This is a genomic window from Pseudomonas sp. TE21394, assembly GCF_054057835.1.
The window spans coordinates 4,067,394-4,085,085 of sequence record NZ_JBSRZR010000001.1; the positions used below are offsets into that span (position 1 = coordinate 4,067,394).

The 17,692-nt window shown below is 51.1% G+C and carries 17 protein-coding genes and 1 pseudogene; 10 read left to right on the top strand and 8 right to left on the bottom strand.

Annotation, left to right across the window (positions count from 1 at the left end):
- Positions 1–67 precede the first annotated feature (67 nt).
- Positions 68–823 carry a class II aldolase/adducin family protein gene (locus tag ACVWZT_RS18520; RefSeq protein WP_457470681.1) on the bottom strand — a complete coding sequence of 252 codons (756 nt, stop codon included), beginning with the start codon at positions 821–823 and terminating at the stop codon, positions 68–70.
- A gap of 174 nt (positions 824–997) precedes the next feature.
- Here ACVWZT_RS18520 and ACVWZT_RS18525 point away from each other — a divergent pair, with 174 nt between their 5' ends.
- The 7 genes and pseudogenes from ACVWZT_RS18525 (at position 998) to ACVWZT_RS18555 (ending at position 6,774) form a co-directional block, all read left to right on the top strand.
- On the top strand, positions 998–1,897 hold the full coding sequence (locus ACVWZT_RS18525; protein ID WP_457472105.1) for a LysR substrate-binding domain-containing protein: 900 nt from the start codon (positions 998–1,000) through the stop codon (positions 1,895–1,897).
- A gap of 517 nt (positions 1,898–2,414) precedes the next feature.
- Positions 2,415–2,609, top strand: coding sequence for a transposase (locus ACVWZT_RS18530; RefSeq protein ID WP_457470682.1), 195 nt, complete (start codon positions 2,415–2,417; stop codon positions 2,607–2,609).
- Positions 2,531–2,897, top strand: a pseudogene (locus tag ACVWZT_RS18535) (IS3 family transposase); the annotation flags it as partial. The gene ACVWZT_RS18530 and the pseudogene ACVWZT_RS18535, both read left to right, overlap by 79 nt.
- 98 nt (positions 2,898–2,995) lie before the next feature.
- Positions 2,996–3,514: a DUF485 domain-containing protein gene (locus ACVWZT_RS18540; protein ID WP_457472107.1), complete on the top strand. Its 519-nt coding sequence runs from the start codon at positions 2,996–2,998 to the stop codon at positions 3,512–3,514.
- Positions 3,511–5,184 carry a cation/acetate symporter ActP gene (actP, locus tag ACVWZT_RS18545; RefSeq protein WP_457470683.1) on the top strand — a complete coding sequence of 558 codons (1,674 nt, stop codon included), beginning with the start codon at positions 3,511–3,513 and terminating at the stop codon, positions 5,182–5,184. Before ACVWZT_RS18540 ends, actP begins: the two co-directional genes overlap by 4 nt.
- A gap of 61 nt (positions 5,185–5,245) precedes the next feature.
- Positions 5,246–5,794: a cytochrome b gene (locus ACVWZT_RS18550; RefSeq protein WP_457470685.1), complete on the top strand. Its 549-nt coding sequence runs from the start codon at positions 5,246–5,248 to the stop codon at positions 5,792–5,794.
- A 2-nt stretch (positions 5,795–5,796) separates the two neighbouring features.
- Complete coding sequence (locus ACVWZT_RS18555) at positions 5,797–6,774, top strand: NAD(P)H-dependent flavin oxidoreductase (protein WP_457470687.1); 978 nt, start codon at positions 5,797–5,799, stop codon at positions 6,772–6,774.
- A gap of 2 nt (positions 6,775–6,776) precedes the next feature.
- On the opposite strand, the gene ACVWZT_RS18560 is transcribed toward ACVWZT_RS18555, so the two are convergent.
- Positions 6,777–7,688 carry a LysR family transcriptional regulator gene (locus ACVWZT_RS18560; RefSeq protein WP_457470689.1) on the bottom strand — a complete coding sequence of 304 codons (912 nt, stop codon included), beginning with the start codon at positions 7,686–7,688 and terminating at the stop codon, positions 6,777–6,779.
- A 109-nt stretch (positions 7,689–7,797) separates the two neighbouring features.
- On the opposite strand from ACVWZT_RS18560, the gene ACVWZT_RS18565 reads away from it, so the two are divergent.
- Positions 7,798–8,466: an MOSC domain-containing protein gene (locus ACVWZT_RS18565; RefSeq protein WP_457470690.1), complete on the top strand. Its 669-nt coding sequence runs from the start codon at positions 7,798–7,800 to the stop codon at positions 8,464–8,466.
- Between the two features lie 42 nt (positions 8,467–8,508).
- On the opposite strand, the gene ACVWZT_RS18570 is transcribed toward ACVWZT_RS18565, so the two are convergent.
- The 5 genes from ACVWZT_RS18570 to ACVWZT_RS18590 all read right to left on the bottom strand — a co-directional run bounded on the left by ACVWZT_RS18570 (position 8,509) and on the right by ACVWZT_RS18590 (position 13,734).
- Positions 8,509–9,693 (bottom strand): YbfB/YjiJ family MFS transporter, encoded by a 1,185-nt coding sequence (locus ACVWZT_RS18570; protein WP_457470694.1) that lies wholly within the window; start codon positions 9,691–9,693, stop codon positions 8,509–8,511.
- Entirely contained in the window at positions 9,690–10,592 is a 903-nt protein-coding gene (locus ACVWZT_RS18575) for a LysR family transcriptional regulator (protein WP_457470696.1), read from the bottom strand. The genes ACVWZT_RS18570 and ACVWZT_RS18575 overlap by 4 nt, the downstream gene beginning before the upstream one ends.
- A gap of 369 nt (positions 10,593–10,961) precedes the next feature.
- Positions 10,962–11,351: a tautomerase family protein gene (locus tag ACVWZT_RS18580; protein WP_457470698.1), complete on the bottom strand. Its 390-nt coding sequence runs from the start codon at positions 11,349–11,351 to the stop codon at positions 10,962–10,964.
- Between the two features lie 21 nt (positions 11,352–11,372).
- Positions 11,373–12,437 carry an NAD(P)H-dependent flavin oxidoreductase gene (locus ACVWZT_RS18585; protein ID WP_457470700.1) on the bottom strand — a complete coding sequence of 355 codons (1,065 nt, stop codon included), beginning with the start codon at positions 12,435–12,437 and terminating at the stop codon, positions 11,373–11,375.
- A gap of 328 nt (positions 12,438–12,765) precedes the next feature.
- Entirely contained in the window at positions 12,766–13,734 is a 969-nt protein-coding gene (locus ACVWZT_RS18590) for a GlxA family transcriptional regulator (RefSeq protein ID WP_457470702.1), read from the bottom strand.
- A 324-nt stretch (positions 13,735–14,058) separates the two neighbouring features.
- Between ACVWZT_RS18590 and ACVWZT_RS18595 the strand changes: the two genes are divergently transcribed.
- Positions 14,059–14,973 carry an alpha/beta fold hydrolase gene (locus tag ACVWZT_RS18595; protein WP_457472109.1) on the top strand — a complete coding sequence of 305 codons (915 nt, stop codon included), beginning with the start codon at positions 14,059–14,061 and terminating at the stop codon, positions 14,971–14,973.
- Between the two features lie 64 nt (positions 14,974–15,037).
- Here ACVWZT_RS18595 and ACVWZT_RS18600 read toward each other — a convergent pair whose 3' ends face one another.
- Positions 15,038–15,973, bottom strand: coding sequence for a LysR family transcriptional regulator (locus tag ACVWZT_RS18600; RefSeq protein ID WP_457470703.1), 936 nt, complete (start codon positions 15,971–15,973; stop codon positions 15,038–15,040).
- Positions 15,974–16,111: 138 nt separating this feature from the next.
- Here ACVWZT_RS18600 and ACVWZT_RS18605 point away from each other — a divergent pair, with 138 nt between their 5' ends.
- On the top strand, positions 16,112–17,611 hold the full coding sequence (locus ACVWZT_RS18605; RefSeq protein WP_457470705.1) for a CoA-acylating methylmalonate-semialdehyde dehydrogenase: 1,500 nt from the start codon (positions 16,112–16,114) through the stop codon (positions 17,609–17,611).
- Positions 17,612–17,692: the final 81 nt, after the last annotated feature.

The following is a 17,692-nucleotide window of genomic DNA, read 5'->3' on the forward strand; positions in this document are numbered from 1 at the left end:
GTATTTCTTAATAGATTTTGGCCCGCTAGCGCGGGCCAAAATCTATTGTTGCTTTGTGAGCGAGGCCTTAATTCCGAAAGTCGGGTGCTGACTTTTCGATCATGCGCATAAGAGCTGCCCACGCCAAGGTAGTAGCTTGCGTATCGACTAATTCCCCTTCCTTCAAAATTCGAGAGTCATTGTTGAGTTGTTGTTCTGTACGAGCGCATACTTCAGCGTTCGGGATTCGTAGAGGCCCTGCTTGCAGAGCGGCGAGCTGAATTTCACAGGCCTTTTCTAAGTAATACATCCGTAAAAATGCCTCAGCTACCGTCTTTCCAGTTGAAAGAAGTCCATGGTTTCGCAGGATCATGACAGGTTGCTGACCAAGGTCAGCAATCAGCCTCTGCTGTTCATCCATGTCTAGAGCGATGCCTTCGTATTCGTGATAAGCAGTCTTACCGTAAAATTCCATAGCAATCTGGCTGACGGGAAGCAGCCCGCACTCTAGCGCTGCTACCGCGCATCCTGCTCGAGTATGTGTATGAAGGACGCACTGGGCATCTTCACGAGCGCTGTGAATGGCACTGTGAATCACAAATCCCGCTGGATTAACGGTATAGTGTGTTGGCTCCACTGGATTTCCGTTTAGATCAATCTTCACGAGTTTAGAGGCAGTGATTTCGTCGAACATCAAACCATACGGATTGATTAAAAAATGGTGCTCAGGTCCTGGTATTCGCACTGAAAGGTGCGTAAAAATTAAGTCAGTCATGCGAAAGTGTGCGACCAATCGGTAGCAAGCAGCTAGGTCTTCCCGAAGTGTCTGTTCTGTCAAAGCCATAAAGCCCCCTTGGTGAGTTAGTGGTGTATAGAGCCATCCGGAAATTCGTCGGATCGACGGGGGAAGTATGCGTGAAAGAAATTTACCAACAATCGAATTTTGTTGGCGTATTGTGTATATTTAATTTCACTATTCATGTGCACCGATAGGGCAAAATCCATGTCATACCCTTCAATGACAGCGCTCCGCGCACTGGACGCAGTCGCCCGGCTGGGAAGCATTTCAGGGGCGGCTGATGAGTTGAGCTTCACTCGAAGTGCTGTCAGTCATCAAATCAGTGCCCTGGAGCAACGCTTGGGGTTTGAGTTAACAGAGCGCGTTGGACGTGGGGTCAAGCTCACTCCTCGAGGCGAGCGCTATGCTCGCGAGATTGAGCGAGCGCTCAGCGCTGTGCTGCGAGCTGGATATAACTCCCAAGAGCCTTTAGTGACAGGTCGTCTCTGTGTCAGCTGCAATACTGGGTTTGCCAGTTCTTGGTTGTGCCAACGTATTGGAAGCTTTATTTCGCTGTATCCGCTGGTTCAACTGCACCTTGTTTCGCCGCCGTCACCTGCGGATACAACTGCTCACGAGGCCGATGTTTTTGTTACCTACGGAAATGGTAATTGGCCCCATATGCAGGTTACGCAACTTGTCGACCTTCATCACTTTCCGGTGTGCAGTCCTCAATATCTCAATGAACAAGGAGGGCTGAAATCAGTAGAGGATTTAGGAAGATGCACGTTGTTGCACATGAATGACTTTACGGATTGGAAGTTATGGCTAGCGGCGACGGGTCGAAATGACATCGACTGCAGTAGCGGAATTCTTTTTGCGGATGCACCATGTGCGCTTTCTGCCTGCATGGCAGGGCAGGGCATTGCAATTGGAGACAGCCTCCTTAGCAGCACCGCTCTGAAGCGAGGGCTCCTAGTGACACCGTACGATATTCGCGTGCGCTCTAGTCGCGGTTATTATTTAGCCCTCCAGCCAGCCAAAGCCATGCGGCCAGTGGTACGCGCTTTTACCGATTGGCTAATATTTACGCTCGCTCACGATCCACAGAAGTGTGAGGGGCAAGTTAACTTTATATAGCTCATATGAAATCGGGTTTCAGTTGCAGTTGCAGTTTCGCGGGGCAAAATGCTCATGGCGCTTTGCAGCATGTTGGCTTAAACAGTATAGGGAACAATAATTGCGATCAGGGAGAAAATAGAGAAAGCGGCCGCAACGTAAGGCCATAGTTTCTTTTATGCAGCGTTCCTGGCCATAACCGTTTGCAAGTCCGGTAGCGATAGACATACGAACTGGTGAGAAGATTCCCATGCAGGTGCCAGATGCATGCTGCAAAGCAGTAACAGCATGGACACTGAGCCCGGCTTGTAAGACCAAAGCGGACCGAGATTTCGTGAGCAAGCTGTTAGAGGTGTTACCGCTATTAGCTAGGATGCCGAAGACCTGAAAAGAAGGGTGTGAGGAGAATGTCGAACGACTCCAGCGTATTGAACATACCGTGTGCGAACGCATTTGAGATGCCAGCAACCGAAAGGTGAATGGCCCCTGGTTTCGTAGACACCTCCAAGCCTCATAATGGCCCAAAAGGGGAGGTGCCATGAGTCGTCAGCGTTACGCCGAAGAATTCAAGATCGAAGCGGTCAAGCACTTGACCGAGAAAGGCAAGCCTATCGCCGATGTTGCCCAGCGCCAAGGGATGTCCGTGCACAGCCTCTATACGGCTACCGCAAAGTTCACGATGACCTGCGTGAGCTGGGAGAGGAATGCGGTCGAAATCGAGTTTGGCGCTTGATGCACGCAGAGGGGCTGCGTTCGCAAACGGGCTAGCGGCGGCGTCCAGGATTTTACGGTGGTAAACCAACAGTGGCCTCGCCCAACCACCTCGCGCGGCAGTTCAAGGTCAATGAGCCGAACAAGGTCTGGGTGACAGATATCACTTACTTCCGCACCTATGAAGGGTGGCACTACCTCGCGGTAGTGCTGTTCTCACGCCAAGTAATTGGTGGGTCAATGAAGCCAAGGATGTGCGGTGACTTGGCTATCGACGCGATGTTGATGGCCGTTTGGCGACGCAAACCTCACACTGGAGGTTTACTCGGCCTGTCAAGAAACTCTGACGCGATACGTATGCCTGCCAGCAATACCATTTTTTTGTTGAGAAAACTTCGCATCTTGGCGATGCAATCCCAACGCGCGTGTCTACAACGCCGATCGTTGAGAGTTCACGAAAAACGATCTATGTCATCACGAACAATCATTTTACACGATTTACTGTCCGGCTTACGGTGCTTCTGTGAAGCAAAGAAGCACAGCCAGTGGCGGATTCTAGATCCGAGGTTGTGGAAAAAAATAATTTATCCACTGCTACACGGAGTCAATGTGAACCATGTCCTTGATTCGCTCGATGCACCTCGTCCGTCTACTACTTACCAAGAGCTGGTTGCCAAGCAGCAAAGGCTGGTAAGTATCCTCACCGCTGCAGTCCTTTGTCCCTACGCCGCTTTCGTGATCGTGGCGGCATTCTATCCCCATTTACTTGCTATCAAGATTTCAACAGATAGTGTGATTAATGTGGCGTGGCCGTTGGGCGTGTTTTTTGTGGTCGGCTCTTGGCTACTAACCGGTGTCTATAACAGTTATGCCAATGGCGAGCTAGATAGACTTACCGATAAAGTCCGTGAAGAGGCAGCATCATGAAGAAATTCAATTTTAAGCCCTTTGTTTCAATACTCATGATCGTTGCCGCCAATCGGGCCCTTGGTGCTGATGCGATTCAAAATGCTGAGCGGCAACCGTTGAATTTGACAGCAATTGTAATGTTTTTACTTTTTGTGGTGGCTACCCTATTTATCACTTACTGGGCGGCCCGCAAAACTAGGTCAATGAATGACTTTTACAACGCGGGCGGAGGTATTACCGGCTTTCAGAATGGACTGGCCTTGGCTGGGGATTATATGTCCGCTGCCGCGTTGCTAGGCGTGACCAGTATGATCTACTTCAACGGGTTCGATGGGGTTCTGTACTCGGTCAGTTTTTTTGTTGCGTGGCCCCTCTTGCTGTTTCTCTTTGCTGAGCGTATTAGGAACCTCGGTCGAACCACGATTTCCGATATCGCGTCATTTCGCCTCGATCAGCAAAGAATAAGAACTCTGACTGCCTTCGGATCCCTGACAGTTGTTTGCTTCTACTTGGTCGTACAAATGGTTGGTGCGGGGCAGTTGATTCAACTGCTGTTTGGCTTGCCTTACAACTATGCCGTCATTGCTGTGGGTTTGCTCATGGCGATCTATGTGACGTTTGGCGGTATGGTTGCAACAACCTGGGTGCAAATCATCAAGGCGGGATTGTTGTTGGTTGGAGGCACTTTACTCGCAGGGTTAGCGCTCAGTCAATTTGGCTTATCATTTGAAAACCTTTTCAGACAAGCCGTTGATGCGCATCCCCAGAGTGACGCTATTTTGATGCCCAGCAAGCTCGTAGCAGATCCCCTTTCGATGCTGTCTCTGTCACTCGGCTTGGTATTCGGAACTGCTGGCTTGCCGCATATTCTAATGCGCTTCTTTACTGTTCCGGATGCTAAACAAGCACGTAAGTCTGTGTTCGTCGCGACGGGCTTTATCGGCTTTTTCTACCTGATAGTGGCAATCTTGGGACTGGCTGCAGTCGTGATCGTGGGTAAAAACCCTGCATTCTTCGAATCTGGTATCGTTGGTGGCAAGCTGATCGGCGGCAGTAATATGCCTGTCATGCACCTGGCCAAGGCGGTGGGTGGTAATTTGCTGCTGGGCTTTATTTCCGCTGTTGCCTTCGCCACCATTCTAGCAGTAGTGGCTGGACTCACCATGGCGGGTACCTCGGCGATAGCCCACGATCTCTATGTTAAGGTTTTGAAAAAAGGCGTGGTCACTGTAGAGTCCGAGCGTAGGGTCTCAAGACTGGCCTCCGTCGGTATTGGAATCGTCGCAGTGGTGCTTGGGATTCTATTTAAAGATCAGAATATTGCGTTTTTGGTTGCACTGACATTTGGTGTGGCTGCATCCGTTAACTTCCCAATTCTTGCACTCTCTCTTTATTGGAAAGGGCTGACCACGCGAGGGGCGCTTATTGGTGGGGTTGCCGGTCTCATATCGTCAGTGACACTGGTTGTTTTGTCTCCGGCGGTTTGGGTAAAAGTTTTAGGAAACCCAGAGGCGATTTTCCCCTACGACTATCCAGCAATTATCTCGATGAACGTTGCATTCTTTTTCACATGGCTCGGATCTATTACAGATCGCAGCAACTCAGCCTCCCTGGAGCGGCAAAGATTTGCAGGTCAAGTATTCAGGGCGCGGACTGGGATTGGCGCGGATAAGGCCGTGTCGCATTGATCGACTGGTTGTCTTGTACGCTAGATGCGTAGTGAAATCGTGATGATCAAGGGAGAGTGTCATGCAGATTCGTGATAATGGTTTACGTTATTCGCCAATTACAATAATTCTTCACTGGGTTTCGGTAATTGGCTTGCTCGCATTATTTATCTTTGAGGTAATGATTGGGAGCGATAAGTCTGGTTCTATAGGGCTGGTAGAAGCTCAAAATCTCACAGGGCTGATTGTATTTGTTGTAGCTATATACAGGCTCTGGACGCGTATGAAGAGCTACCATCCTTTGCCTGTCGGTACGCCGAATCCTATCGAGGTAATCATTAGTCGTTCTGTTGCTTTTGCATTGGTGTTGGCTACCGTATTATTGCCGATCGCTGTCTGGGGGGCTCGTGCTGCTGAAGGGGTTCCTGTGTCTCTACCAGGCGGAATCACACTTCCGATGGTGTTTTCAAAAAATTCAACACTAAAGTCCGTAGTTGATGTGCTCTTTAATATAGGGTCGAGTGCGTTCTTGGCTGGTTTGGCGTTGCATATGTTTGGTGCTTTCAAGAATCACTTCCTCCTAAAAAATGACACGCTCAAGCGAATGCTGGGCAAACAAGTGGAGTTGTGAACATGGATATTTCAGAATCTTCAGTGAACTCTATTGAGCAAATGTGCGGCGTGGACTATCCCATCTTTCTGGCGGGAATGGCAGCCATATCAGGCCCACAGTTGGTAGCGGCTGTTGCCAATGCTGGCGGTATGGGAGTGATGGGTGGGTTGCGACTTGCGCCCAAGACTCTGCGACGCTGGATTCACGAGGTTCGTTCGCTGACGGATAAGCCCTTTGGAGTCAACCTGGTACCTCAGTTTGGCGGGCCTGATGTATTCGAAGCGCAATTCCAGGTGATCTTGGAGGAGAGACCGCGTCTACTGTCCCTGTTTTATGCGGAAGACTACTGTAAGGATATGATACCCCGCGCCAAAGCAGCAGGAATGCTGGTGATGGTGCAGGTTGGCACTGTAGCGTTGGCACGTAGAGCGTTGGCTGCGGGGGCGGACATCATCGTTGCCCAGGGCAGCGAGAGTGGCGGTCATTTGAATCGTGGGACGATCAGTTTACTGAGTCTTTTGCCCGCGTTACTGAAGGAAGCCGCTGGCAAACCTGTACTCGCTGCGGGTGGCATCACTAACAGACATGACGTGAGGACTCTGATGTCGATGGGCGCATCGGGGGTACTGGTTGGTACTGCTTTCGTTGCCACCGAAGAGTCCAATGCTCATCCACTTTATAAACAGAAGATTGTCGAAGCGACCGTTGACGATACCGAGTACCGTACGGGTTATTCGTTTGGCTGGACATACGGAACGCCTCATCGAGTAATTCCGAATCGCGATCCCTGGAACCTGCTTCGTCTGATGGGGGGGGGCGCACGTTCGATTGACAAGCCTCGTTTGGCCAAAAAACTGTCGCTTTACGCCGGTCAAGGGGTAGGGAAGATCGATAGTGTTGTTCCTGCGGCGCAACGTATGGCCGAGCTGATTCAGGGCCTTCCTGAAGAACCATCACAATTAACGGAGGTCATCGCCAGAATTGAGACGGCAGCCTAGTCTCAGCGCCCGGAGGTTTGCGGGTGTTCAGTACAGAACGCCCGAGAACCTAGCTCCAGTGCAATATCCAAGAACGCCTTCATGGCCGATGATTGAAGGCTTTCGGCGAGACGTATAAACACCGTGGACACGTTAGCAAATTCGGGCGGGAGGCTATGGCAACGGACGGCATGACGCACACTGCTATTCTGAGCTACGGACTTCGGTAGAAGGGTCACACCTAATCCTGCGGATACACACGTCAAGATACCGTCAAGTGTGCCCAGCTCCATGATTTGATTTGGTATTAGACCGGCCTGGTAGAACCAATTTTCCAGGGTCGATCGATAGAAGCATCCGGTTCGGAATACCAGAACCGTTTGTGAGGGAACCTCAGCCATCAGCGTTTCAAGATTATCGAACTGAGTGCTGCTGACCAAAACGAGCTCTTCGTTAAAGACCTCATCTTGAATTAACTTCGTGTTTTGATGGAAGCCTCCTACGAAGGCACCATCGATTTTATGTGTCTCGATAGCCTTGATCAATTCGGTTGTAGTGCCCGTCATGAGCGATAACTTGACGGTTGGATGTAGCTCCCGATAACGCGTCAATACCTGAGGGAGGCGGATAGCTGCTGTTGTTTCCATTGAACCTAAACGCAATGGGCCGGCAGGTGTCCCGCTGTCTACGAGAGCTGTTCGGCTCTCGTCCGTCAATCGCAGAATGCGTTGAGCATAGCTAAGGAAGGTTTCGCCAGCAGGAGTCAACGTGACGCCAGTTTTTTTTCTAATGAACAGCTCGTGGCCCAACTCAGCTTCGAGCTCTTTTATTCGCATGGTGACGTTGGATTGGACGGTATTCACCTGTTCGGCAGCCGCTGTGAAGCTACCCAAGTCGGATACTGCACAGAAAATTTTAAGCTGACGCATCTCCATGCTGAATACCTATCTTTAATTATGATTGAAAACAACTGTTGAAATCATTTTACGTTATGATATCCATTGCGTAAAGTGGAAAAGTTCGAGTTGGATTGGAGCCTTACTGATGAGCGATGTCACAATCGACCACATATTTGCAGGTGGTATCACGGAACTGCAGCCAGAAGGGCAGAGTACCGGTATTTATAAGAAAAAATTATCATGGCCAGCTTTTGTAACACGGAACGGAATCGTCGGAGATCAGCAGGCCGATAGACGAGTGCATGGTGGCCCGGAAAAAGCGGTACACCATTATGCTACTGAGAATTACAGTCTGCTTGCCGCTGAATTCCCTAACAGTGCTGATAGTCTGGTAGCTGGTAGCTTGGGTGAGAATATTTCTACCCAAGGGATGAACGAGAAAAATGTATATATTGGTGATATCTATCAGGTGGGAAGCTGCCTGATACAGGTTTCGCAACCCAGGAGCCCTTGTTGGAAAATCAATCACCGGTTCGGCGAAGAAAAAATGTCCATGTTCGTGGTGAATGAGCATTTGACAGGCTGGTATTACCGCGTTCTCCGTGAAGGTTCGTTTTATGTCGGAGATGTCATACAGCTAATCAATCGAGAAACCGAGGAGTATTCAATTAAGCGGTTTTGGCAGATTCAGCTCGCGCACCGTCCTGAGTTGGATGATCTGATAAAGTTGAGCGTCACACCAGGGCTTGCACAGGATTGGTGCCAGCGATTGGCTGGAAGAGCTGAATGGCTAAGAAAAAAGTATGCGTCATAATATGCAATAGATGCGCTCCCTGAGGCGGGGGCGCATTTAGGGCTAGGAAACCTTCGTCTTTGAGAACGGAACGCCGAAGGTGCATGCAGTGGCAAGCACGAGCCCTATAGCTGCGGACACCAATGATGATGCAAACGATTGATGTTGAGCATAGAGATAGCCGGCCAACAAGGGGCCGATTATCTGGCCAACGCCGTAAGACGCCGTTAATATCGCAATTAGGTTGAATTTAATTGTGTGTGAAATGCGTTTGGCCGCTGGCATCACAACCGTCACGGTGCCCATGAAGGTGGCACCAACAATCAGTGCGCTCGCAAGGTAGCCAATAGCATTGGGAGTCACCACAGGCAATACAACACCAACAGCTTGCAGCAAGAGGTTGGTGCGCAGCGTGACCCGGGTTCCGTAAAGTTGATGAGCCTTGTGCCAGAGGTAGCAGGATGGGGCTGCCCCCAAACCGAACACTGACCAGACATGAATAGGGTTTATGTCGCCTAAGCTATCCTTGACAAGCATAGGAAGGTAGGTGGCAGTGATGATATACCCGAATCCTGCCAGGCCATATGAGGTAATCAATGACCAAGCGCCCAGCGGGATATGATGGCTTGCGTTATCCGCGCCGTGAGCATGCTTTAGGTGTACCGAACGGTTATCCAGCGTATAAATCGCGATAGCGCCCAGGATAAGACTTCCCACGCCTAAAGCCGCCCACAGTTGAGCGCTGCTGGCATTGAACGTCTCAACCAGTGCAAGAAGCTCTGCAGATAACAGTATGCCGATACCGACTCCTGCAAAAAGCATGGGCGCACCGCTTTGATGCCCTTTATGTTGCAATAGCCACAGTGACGCCGAAATCATTGAAACCGCACTGAACACACCAGCGAGGCCACGGATGATGATGATCGCCCACGGTGAGTCGGTGATCGCGAGCGCGAAGAGGCAGAGAATGCTTGCAACAATGGACGCGATTACCCATTTTGAAGCCAGGTGAGCCGCTAGGCGTGCGGAAAGAAGCGCTCCAATTAAATAGCCAGCATAGTTTGCTGATGCAGCAAGAGTGCCCTCATGAACAGTAATGACGCCTTCATGTACCATAATCGGATAAATACCGGTATAGGCGAATCGACCAAAGCCCATTCCTACGGCCATCGCCAGTGCGGCGGCGATGGCTGATATGAAAAGCTTTGTGTCGCTTTTTTCAAGAGCTCCTGAGAGCTGGGTAGTCATTTGAAATTCTCCGAGTAGGTGCTTTTGAGGAGCGCTTTGAAGCTGTTAAATGATGGGACTGAGAAACCAGCGCGCCAAACAAGCCAGGTTGTGCTTGGGAAATCAGTAGCTGTCTTTACATGGTGAGTGCTTCCACTGATTTTTAATACGCTATCAGGGATGACGCTATAACTTTGGCCTGCTGCAACGCACGCAAGCATGAGGTGATAAGATCCCACTTCATTGACTGCTATAGGTCTATCAGTCCAGGGCCTTTTGCTTGCTATCCATTCCGTCACTGCGTTTCGATAGCTACAGCCATATTGAAATGCTGCGAGTGATAAGTCGGTGTCATTTTCAAAAATATCATCGACGTCGTATCCAAGGGGTAAGACTAATTTCAAACGCTCTTCAAAAGCACGTTCTGCTTCTAATTTATGCTCTTTGAAATATTCTTCAGGGGATGAGTTGGCGTGTGGAATTGCGAGTAATGCACAATCGATCAAGCCATCGATTAGCGAATTTATCAGTTTTTGGGAGGGCCCCGTTTCGACCAGCATGGTGACGTCAGGATGCATTTTATGAAATGCAGCCAGGGGATCAGGTAAACGGCTTGCTGCCGTACTTTCCATTGCGCCGACCCGTAAGACACCTTGTGGCTTCTCAGGGTGCATGGCTTGCTTAGCTTCGCCAGCCAGTGCCAGTAGCCGATTCGCGTACTCCAGGAAAAGCTTACCTTGCTCGGTAAGCTTCAGTTTTTTGGCCTCTCGATGAAACAGCTCGGTTTCGAGCTCCGCTTCAAGTTGTTGGATACGGGTAGTGACGTTGGACTGCACCCTGCCCAGCTGCGTAGCTGCTCGGGTGATGCTCAACTCCGACGCGACTGCTTTGAAAATTTCGAGCGTTGAACTGTCCATCATGGGGCCTCAAGAAGCGATGGCTGCATTCTTATGTGGAGATTGAGGATAGTCAATATATCCTTTTTTGAGAATAAAGCCTGTCTGATGTGTGGTACCGAGAGGATGCGTACACAGCATGCTGCTTCAAGCCCACCGGCTGAGGACATGGGAGGAGAGGTCATTGGCAGGTGCTCAACTGCCGTGTTGCCGGCGAGTCATCAGCAGGAACTTGGATGGCAAAGGAGGCTAAGCAAGTGTTCTGGAAGGATGCATTTTTGAAATGTGCTTGCATCGTGAGCGATCATCACTGACGCGCAAGCACATAGGTCGGCACACCGCTATTGAGTAGTCAATTTGATAGCCAGTGCGGTATCGATGTGAACCAGGCCCTTACAGCTCCCCAGTAAGGAACTGAGCGCGCCCAAAGCCGAAGCTCCAGTCCTCATCGTCGTTGATGACGATCGAGACCATCAGGTCGTTGTGCTCGATACCACACTTGTCTTTCAACCGTTCGGCCAGCAAGGCATAGAAGCGTGTCTTCATCTCCTGAGATCGAGGTCGACTCACCGCAGTGATTACCACGACGTTCGCGCTTCGTTCAAAGCCCAGTCCGGTATCCTGGATGATCATGTGCGATGGTTCATGCTCATTCAGAATCTGGTAACGATCACGCTCGGGCACCTGAAAGGCCTCCACCATCGCGCCATGTACCGTATCGAGTAGCAGCTGGATTTCCTCGTTGGATCTTCCTTTGATGACGTCTACTTTGAGCATTGGCATGGTGATGTCTCTATGGTGAAGTTAAGCGTTATTAAGCTCATTGACCACGGTTTCGATCAGCTTAGCCGCAGGTAGTTCACGTGTGAGGGGCGCACCTTGACCTGCCCATTGTGCGACGAAATCCGTGGAGCCCGATTTTGAAGCGAGTGCATGGAGTTGCTTGGATAGATCGTAAGCCAATGGGAACTCACCGGCGATCGCCCATTCTTCTGCCAGGTGCTCGAAGAAAAGTTTGTTTGGAAGCCCACGAGCAGGCCGGCCAGAGATGCCACGCGTCATCCGTGTGTCATAAGCTCGGTTGCTCTGCAGCGCTTCTCTGTGAGCCGTGCTAGTAGAGGATTCTGGGCAGCGGAGGAAGGCTGTACCCATTTGCACCCCTGAAGCCCCCAGATCCATTGCGGCTCGAATGCCTGCCCCGTCCATAATGCCGCCAGCTGCGATCAGGGGTAGCTTAACCTGACTCGCCACCAGGCGAAGTAAGGCAAACAGACCAAGCTCTGTATCGTCGCCGTTTTCATGGTCGAATACTCCACGGTGGCCACCAGCTTCGATCCCTTGCACGATGATAGCGTCGATCCCGGCGGCTTCCACGAGATGCGCCTCGTCGACGCTGGTTGCGCATGCCAACGTGACAATCCCACGTTGTTTCAGGGCTTGCAGCCATTCTGCGGGCGGGAGTCCGAAGTGGAAGCTGACAACTTCTGGCCGTTCGCGCAAGATCGTTACCAACATCTCTTCGTTGGTCAGGAAGCTTCGGTACACTTCTTTGAGGTCGGTCGGGGCTTGGCCACCATAAGCTTCAAAGAAGGGGCTGAGCTGTTTGATCCATGCATCGTTACGAGCGCTATCAAATTTCGCCGGCTGATGGCAGAAGAGGTTTGTATTTAGGGGGCCGCCCGTTAATGCTCTGGTTTGTTCAATGAGTTCTTTAGCTTGCTCTGGGGTGCTAGCTCCCAAGCCGAGTGAGCCCAAGCCACCTGCATTAGTTACTGCTGCTGCGAGCTCTGGGGTGGCGACGCCTATCATTGGCGCCTGGATAATGGGGTGGCGCACGCCGAGAAGGTGAAGAAGCGGCTTCTGGTTCATAAGCGTTCTCATGCAAGGACTTAAATACGAAGGCCAAATGCTCAAGGAGTCAGACTGGTAGGCTGAGTTTCTAGCAGTTCACTGAATCAAAGTTGACGACTAGACCGGTGAACGAACCTCCTCTTGCTAGCCCTTGAGCTAGGGTCTTTGGTCGTTATGAAGCAAAGACCCAGTGCCGCTCTAGGAAATGCAATTGGTATGCCAGGCTCTAAGTCGCTGCTTTTCGAGGGTCGCGGCAGTAATCGTGTCATTAAGACATAGTCATAATGACTCTAGCTGTGTTCAATTTGACCACTTTTTTCAGCAAGTTGTCTCAGGGTTTTTAGTATCAGGTGGTTGAGGATTGGAAGCCCTTCCGATAACCGGAGGGAGAAACACTTATATGAGTCATAAAGTGCTGGCGGAGAGAAGTGCTTGTACCAAATCCGCACTGTCCTGCGATGAACTCTACACTGTGCTTGGTGGTTTCTAAATATTGTTTGGCTAGTTTCAATCGTTCCTGCAGAATCCATTTATTGTATGAAGATCCTGTCAGCGATTTGAAATTTCTCGTGAATGTACGCCTACTTATAGATAATTTAGAAGAAACTTTGTCGATTGGTAATTGGGCGTGTAGATTCTCCCTGATCCATTCCAGCAATTGGTTCATTCGTTCGTCACTCATATTCTTAGCGATTGGCTGCTCAATGAACTGAGCTTGGCCACCTTCGCGTTGTGGGGAGACGACAAGGCGTCGAGCCAGCGCATTTGCGATCTCCCATCCATAAATCCTGCTCACGATATGTACGCAGCAATCAATACCGGCAGCTACCCCGGCGGACGTCATGACGTTGTTCGACTCCACATAGAGTACTTTGGGGTCAACCTTGATTTCCGGGTAGGTAAGGGCAAGCTCATCAGCCCAGGCCCAGTGGGTCGTAGCCCGTTGACCGTCTAGTAACCCAGCGGCTGCAATCACAAAAGCGCCTAGGCATAGCCCAACAATCAGTGCTCCGTTGTCACTGACTCGTCTCAGAGCTTCCAGTAGCGCGTAGGGGGGCTTTTCTGCCGTATTTCTCCAGGAGGGCATGATTACGATGTCAGCGTCGGTGAGAGCCTCAAGTCCATGGTCACAGTGAATACCGAAGCCTGCAGTGGTCTGCAGCTCTCCAGGTTCACCTGCGCACACCTTCAAATCAAACCAAGGAGAGTCGTTGACCCGTCGTTCCTTGGCGAAGACGAGGCAAGGGACAGAGAGATGGAAAGGGCTTATCTGGTCGAAGGCGATGACAGCTACCTTCAAGGCTCTACGGCTCATAAAAGCTCCAAATGGCCCGATTCTATCGAATCATGGCTTTCGGGCCAATGGTAGCTATCGGAGGAAGGGGGCACCCTGCACAGGGTCGGATAGACGGCAGATATTGACGATGCCGCCCATGGGGGCCTTCTGCCGATTCAAAAGTCTGGTTTGAGTTTTGAAGGTAAGTCTCCAAGTTTTTGATTCTTCAGGGTTGAGTAGAGCTGAAACCCTGGGGCATTTATCTATTGGTAGTTTTCGTAGTTGCCTATACTGGTGGAAGGAGTCAGTATGAAGTGTTTAAAGATTGCTTTGCTGAGTTTGGCTGTTATGGCTGGTAGTGCAATGGTAATTACAGAAGCTACGGCATCTACAGTTTCAGTTGCCGGATATGACAGCTCTACTACGACATACCATACCCGGAATGTCGATGGGGTCAGAGTGTTTTATAGAGAGGCGGGGCCTAGGGATGCGCCAGTAGTTGTCTTGCTTCACGGGTACCCATCGTCCTCGCGCATGTGGGACTCCTTGATTCCCTTCTTGGCGGGCAGGTATCACGTGATTGCACCTGACTACCCAGGTTTCGGGCAGAGTGATAGACCTTCACCCAAGGATTATCACTACACATTTGACAATCTAGCTAAAACGACCCTTGCGTTACTAGATGATCTTAACCTGACCCGCTATACACTTTTCATGCAAGATTATGGCGGCCCTGTGGGCTTCCGAATGGCACTCACCAAACCTGATCAGGTTCAAGCGATAATTGTGCAAAATGCCAACGCCTACCCGGAGGGGCTTGGTGCAAAGTGGGCAAACATCGCTAAATACTGGGAGGATCCCAAAGGCCACCAAGAGCAAATTGATGCTTTCGTAGGCTACGATGGCACTAAGAAGCGGCATCTTGGGGATAGCCCTAATCCTGAGCGTTACAATCCTGATGCTTGGGAGGACGAATTTGTGGCCATATCTCGACCAGGGCAGAGAGAGGTTCAAGCTGCCTTGCTCTATGATTACAGAACTAACGTTGCATCCTACCCGCGCTGGCAAGCATGGATGAGAGAGCGGCGCCTGCCAACGTTGGTAATGTGGGGGCGTTATGATCCGTCATTCATCACTCCCGGTGGAACGGCTTACAAGCGTGATCAGCCAGATGCGGAGATCCATGTGCTGGACGCTGGGCATTTCGCGCTTGATGAGAAAACTGAAGAAATTGCTACGCTGACCAGTAATTTCCTCGATAAAGTAAATAGTAAATAAGTTTACCTAAAGACTTCGCCTCGAAAGTGTAAGTACCTTTTCGGGCGATTCTTTCTTGAGATAATTAGCTGAACCCCCCTGAGAGAGCGTTTCGTAGATGATTGACGAGCGCAGTTATTGAGCGAGGTACCAAAGGGGAGTAAGGTCGGATAAGATGAATCTCATTAGCAAACACGCCTTTGAGTGTCCAGTCCGACAGTAGCGGAACGAGGTCGCCCCGTTTGATGGCGGATGTCGCACTGAAATCTGGCAACAGTGCAATCCCCAGATTATTCAAAGCAGCATCTCTTAACGACTCACTGTTATTGGTCGCAAAATTCCCGGATATCGGTACAGTCAAACGCTCCGTGTCGCTTTCATCTTTTATTTTGCGCTCAAACGTCCAGGCAGGATGATCCGAGCGAGGATAGTATAAGCAGTTGTGTTTGGACAGCTCAGTCGGGTGGGCAGGGTGTCCGTGGCGGGCAAGATACCGCTCGGATGCAACCAGAACTGAGAATGTATCGCAGAGCTTCCACGCGACATGTGTTTCGGGAACCTGGAAGCTATGTCTCACAGCCAGATCATAGCCTTCAGAGGCAATAGAGCTTAACGCATCACTGACGTCTAACTGGATACGAACTTCGGGATAGCGTTCGACGAATGAGGACAGATTAGGCACCAACTGTTGCCGTGCGAATGCGACTGGAGCGGTGACACGAATCAACCCTCTGATGGATCCGACCGACTCCTTGACCGAGGCGAAGCTGTGTGCGATCTGGCTGTAGGCGCTTCTGACATCCCGCGTTAGGGCTGTTCCGGCTTCCGTTAGTCTGACACTTCTGGTCGTCCTGATGACCAGCTGGGTTCCTGCGGCTTTTTCGAGATCAGCAATGCGCTGGCTTACAGCTGATTTGCTGACACCCAGACGCGCGGCAGCAGCCGTGTAGGTACCTTGCTCTTCCAGCACCGATAACCAGTGAATGTGCGACCAGAGGGCTTCAATCTCGAATTTTTCCATGCGAATTGTTCGCCATAAAGGACAATGAGTTTCCAATTTTGCTCTCGTTTTGAACAAAATCAAGCGCTATCGTGGCTCCATTGCTGACCGCCCGATCTCAGGTGGCAGTAGAAGATCTTTCTAGCGGAGGGTTAGGCGATGCAAAACACGATTGAGCACTACATCAACGATGAGCGCGTGTCTCGAAATGACCGCTACCAGGATGTGTACAACCCGGCGACCGGTGTGGTGACAGGTAAGGTTGCTCTGGCAAACGTTGCGACAGTGAATGAAGCGGTCGCTGCGGCTCAGGCGGCGTTCGCCGGCTGGAGCGACACCCCTCCGATTCGCCGAGCACGCGTGCTCTTTCGCTACCTGCAACTGCTGCAAGAACGAAAGGACGAGTTGGCACACATCATTACTGCCGAGCATGGCAAGGTCTTTACCGATGCTCAGGGAGAGGTTGATCGCGGCATCGATATCCTTGAATTCGCATGTGGGATCCCGAATCTGCTGAAAGGTGATCACACGGATCAAGTGTCCCGTGGCATGGATAACTGGACGTTGCGTCAACCACTCGGCGTGGTCGCGGGCGTGACGCCATTCAACTTCCCTGTGATGGTTCCGATGTGGATGTATCCGATTGCGATCGCTGCAGGTAACACCTTCATCCTGAAACCTAGCCCTACGGATCCAAGCGCTTCTTTGTTCATGGCTGATTTGCTGCGTGAAGCTGGTCTGCCAAAGGGTGTATTCAACGTCGTCCAGGGCGACAAAGAGTCTGTAGATGCACTGATCGAACACCCTGATGTCAAAGCAGTCAGCTTCGTGGGTTCTACTCCGATTGCTCAGTACATTTATGAGTCGGGCGCTCGCAATGGCAAGCGTGTGCAAGGTCTTGGTGGCGCGAAAAACCATATGGTTGTGATGCCGGACGCTGATATCGACCGTACGGTAGATGCGCTGATCGGCTCAGCATACGGCAGTGCCGGCGAGCGCTGCATGGCTATCTCTGTCGCCGTTCTGGTAGGGGATGTAGCAGACAAGGTCGTTACAGCGGTTGCAGAGCGAGCACGCGAGCTTCGGATTACTGACGGGCGCGATCTCAAGGCTGAGATGGGGCCAATCGTAAGCCAAGCTGCATTGCAGCGCATTAATGGCTACATCCAGCAAGGTGTCGATGCAGGTGCTCAGTTGCTGGTTGACGGACGCGACTTCGTTCCTCAAGAAGCCGAGCTGCGTGATGGCTTCTGGATGGGGGCGACACTCTTTGACCACGTCACTCCAGACATGAGCATTTACCGCGAAGAAATCTTTGGCCCTGTGCTCGCTTGCGTGCGTGTTCCTGACTTTGCGACTGCGCTGAAGCTGATCAACGAGCACGAATTCGGTAACGGTGTTAGCTGCTTCACTCGTGACGGCAACGTCGCTCGTGAGTTCGGTCGTCTTGTGCAAGTTGGCATGGTTGGGATCAACGTTCCGATCCCGGTTCCGATGGCGTGGCACGGGTTTGGCGGTTGGAAGAAGAGCCTCTTCGGTGACACCCATGCCTACGGGACTGAAGGTGTTCGCTTCTACACCAAGCAAAAATCGATTATGCAACGTTGGCCAGAAAGCATTGAGAAGGGTGCCGAGTTCACGATGCCGGTCTCGAAGTGAGTTTTTGATGAGTAAAGTCTGATCCGTGCGCTGTTGTTTGGCGTGTTAAGGGGTGACCGTGTGGATGACGGCCGCCTCTCT

Bases quoted from the DNA above. Each gene is read 5' to 3' on its own strand.
- ACVWZT_RS18595 (WP_457472109.1), top strand. From the start codon at position 14,059: ATGGTAATTACAGAAGCTACGGCATCTACAGTTTCAGTTGCCGGATAT.
- ACVWZT_RS18520 (WP_457470681.1), bottom strand. From the start codon at position 823: ATGGCTTTGACAGAACAGACACTTCGGGAAGACCTAGCTGCTTGCTAC.
- ACVWZT_RS18605 (WP_457470705.1), top strand. From the start codon at position 16,112: ATGCAAAACACGATTGAGCACTACATCAACGATGAGCGCGTGTCTCGA.
- ACVWZT_RS18600 (WP_457470703.1), bottom strand. From the start codon at position 15,973: ATGGAAAAATTCGAGATTGAAGCCCTCTGGTCGCACATTCACTGGTTA.
- ACVWZT_RS18585 (WP_457470700.1), bottom strand. From the start codon at position 12,437: ATGAACCAGAAGCCGCTTCTTCACCTTCTCGGCGTGCGCCACCCCATT.
- actP (WP_457470683.1), top strand. From the start codon at position 3,511: ATGAAGAAATTCAATTTTAAGCCCTTTGTTTCAATACTCATGATCGTT.
- ACVWZT_RS18540 (WP_457472107.1), top strand. From the start codon at position 2,996: ATGCAATCCCAACGCGCGTGTCTACAACGCCGATCGTTGAGAGTTCAC.
- ACVWZT_RS18580 (WP_457470698.1), bottom strand. From the start codon at position 11,351: ATGCCAATGCTCAAAGTAGACGTCATCAAAGGAAGATCCAACGAGGAA.
- ACVWZT_RS18575 (WP_457470696.1), bottom strand. From the start codon at position 10,592: ATGATGGACAGTTCAACGCTCGAAATTTTCAAAGCAGTCGCGTCGGAG.
- ACVWZT_RS18560 (WP_457470689.1), bottom strand. From the start codon at position 7,688: ATGGAGATGCGTCAGCTTAAAATTTTCTGTGCAGTATCCGACTTGGGT.
- ACVWZT_RS18590 (WP_457470702.1), bottom strand. From the start codon at position 13,734: ATGAGCCGTAGAGCCTTGAAGGTAGCTGTCATCGCCTTCGACCAGATA.
- ACVWZT_RS18570 (WP_457470694.1), bottom strand. From the start codon at position 9,693: ATGACTACCCAGCTCTCAGGAGCTCTTGAAAAAAGCGACACAAAGCTT.
- ACVWZT_RS18555 (WP_457470687.1), top strand. From the start codon at position 5,797: ATGGATATTTCAGAATCTTCAGTGAACTCTATTGAGCAAATGTGCGGC.
- ACVWZT_RS18565 (WP_457470690.1), top strand. From the start codon at position 7,798: ATGAGCGATGTCACAATCGACCACATATTTGCAGGTGGTATCACGGAA.
- ACVWZT_RS18530 (WP_457470682.1), top strand. From the start codon at position 2,415: ATGAGTCGTCAGCGTTACGCCGAAGAATTCAAGATCGAAGCGGTCAAG.
- ACVWZT_RS18550 (WP_457470685.1), top strand. From the start codon at position 5,246: ATGCAGATTCGTGATAATGGTTTACGTTATTCGCCAATTACAATAATT.
- ACVWZT_RS18525 (WP_457472105.1), top strand. From the start codon at position 998: ATGACAGCGCTCCGCGCACTGGACGCAGTCGCCCGGCTGGGAAGCATT.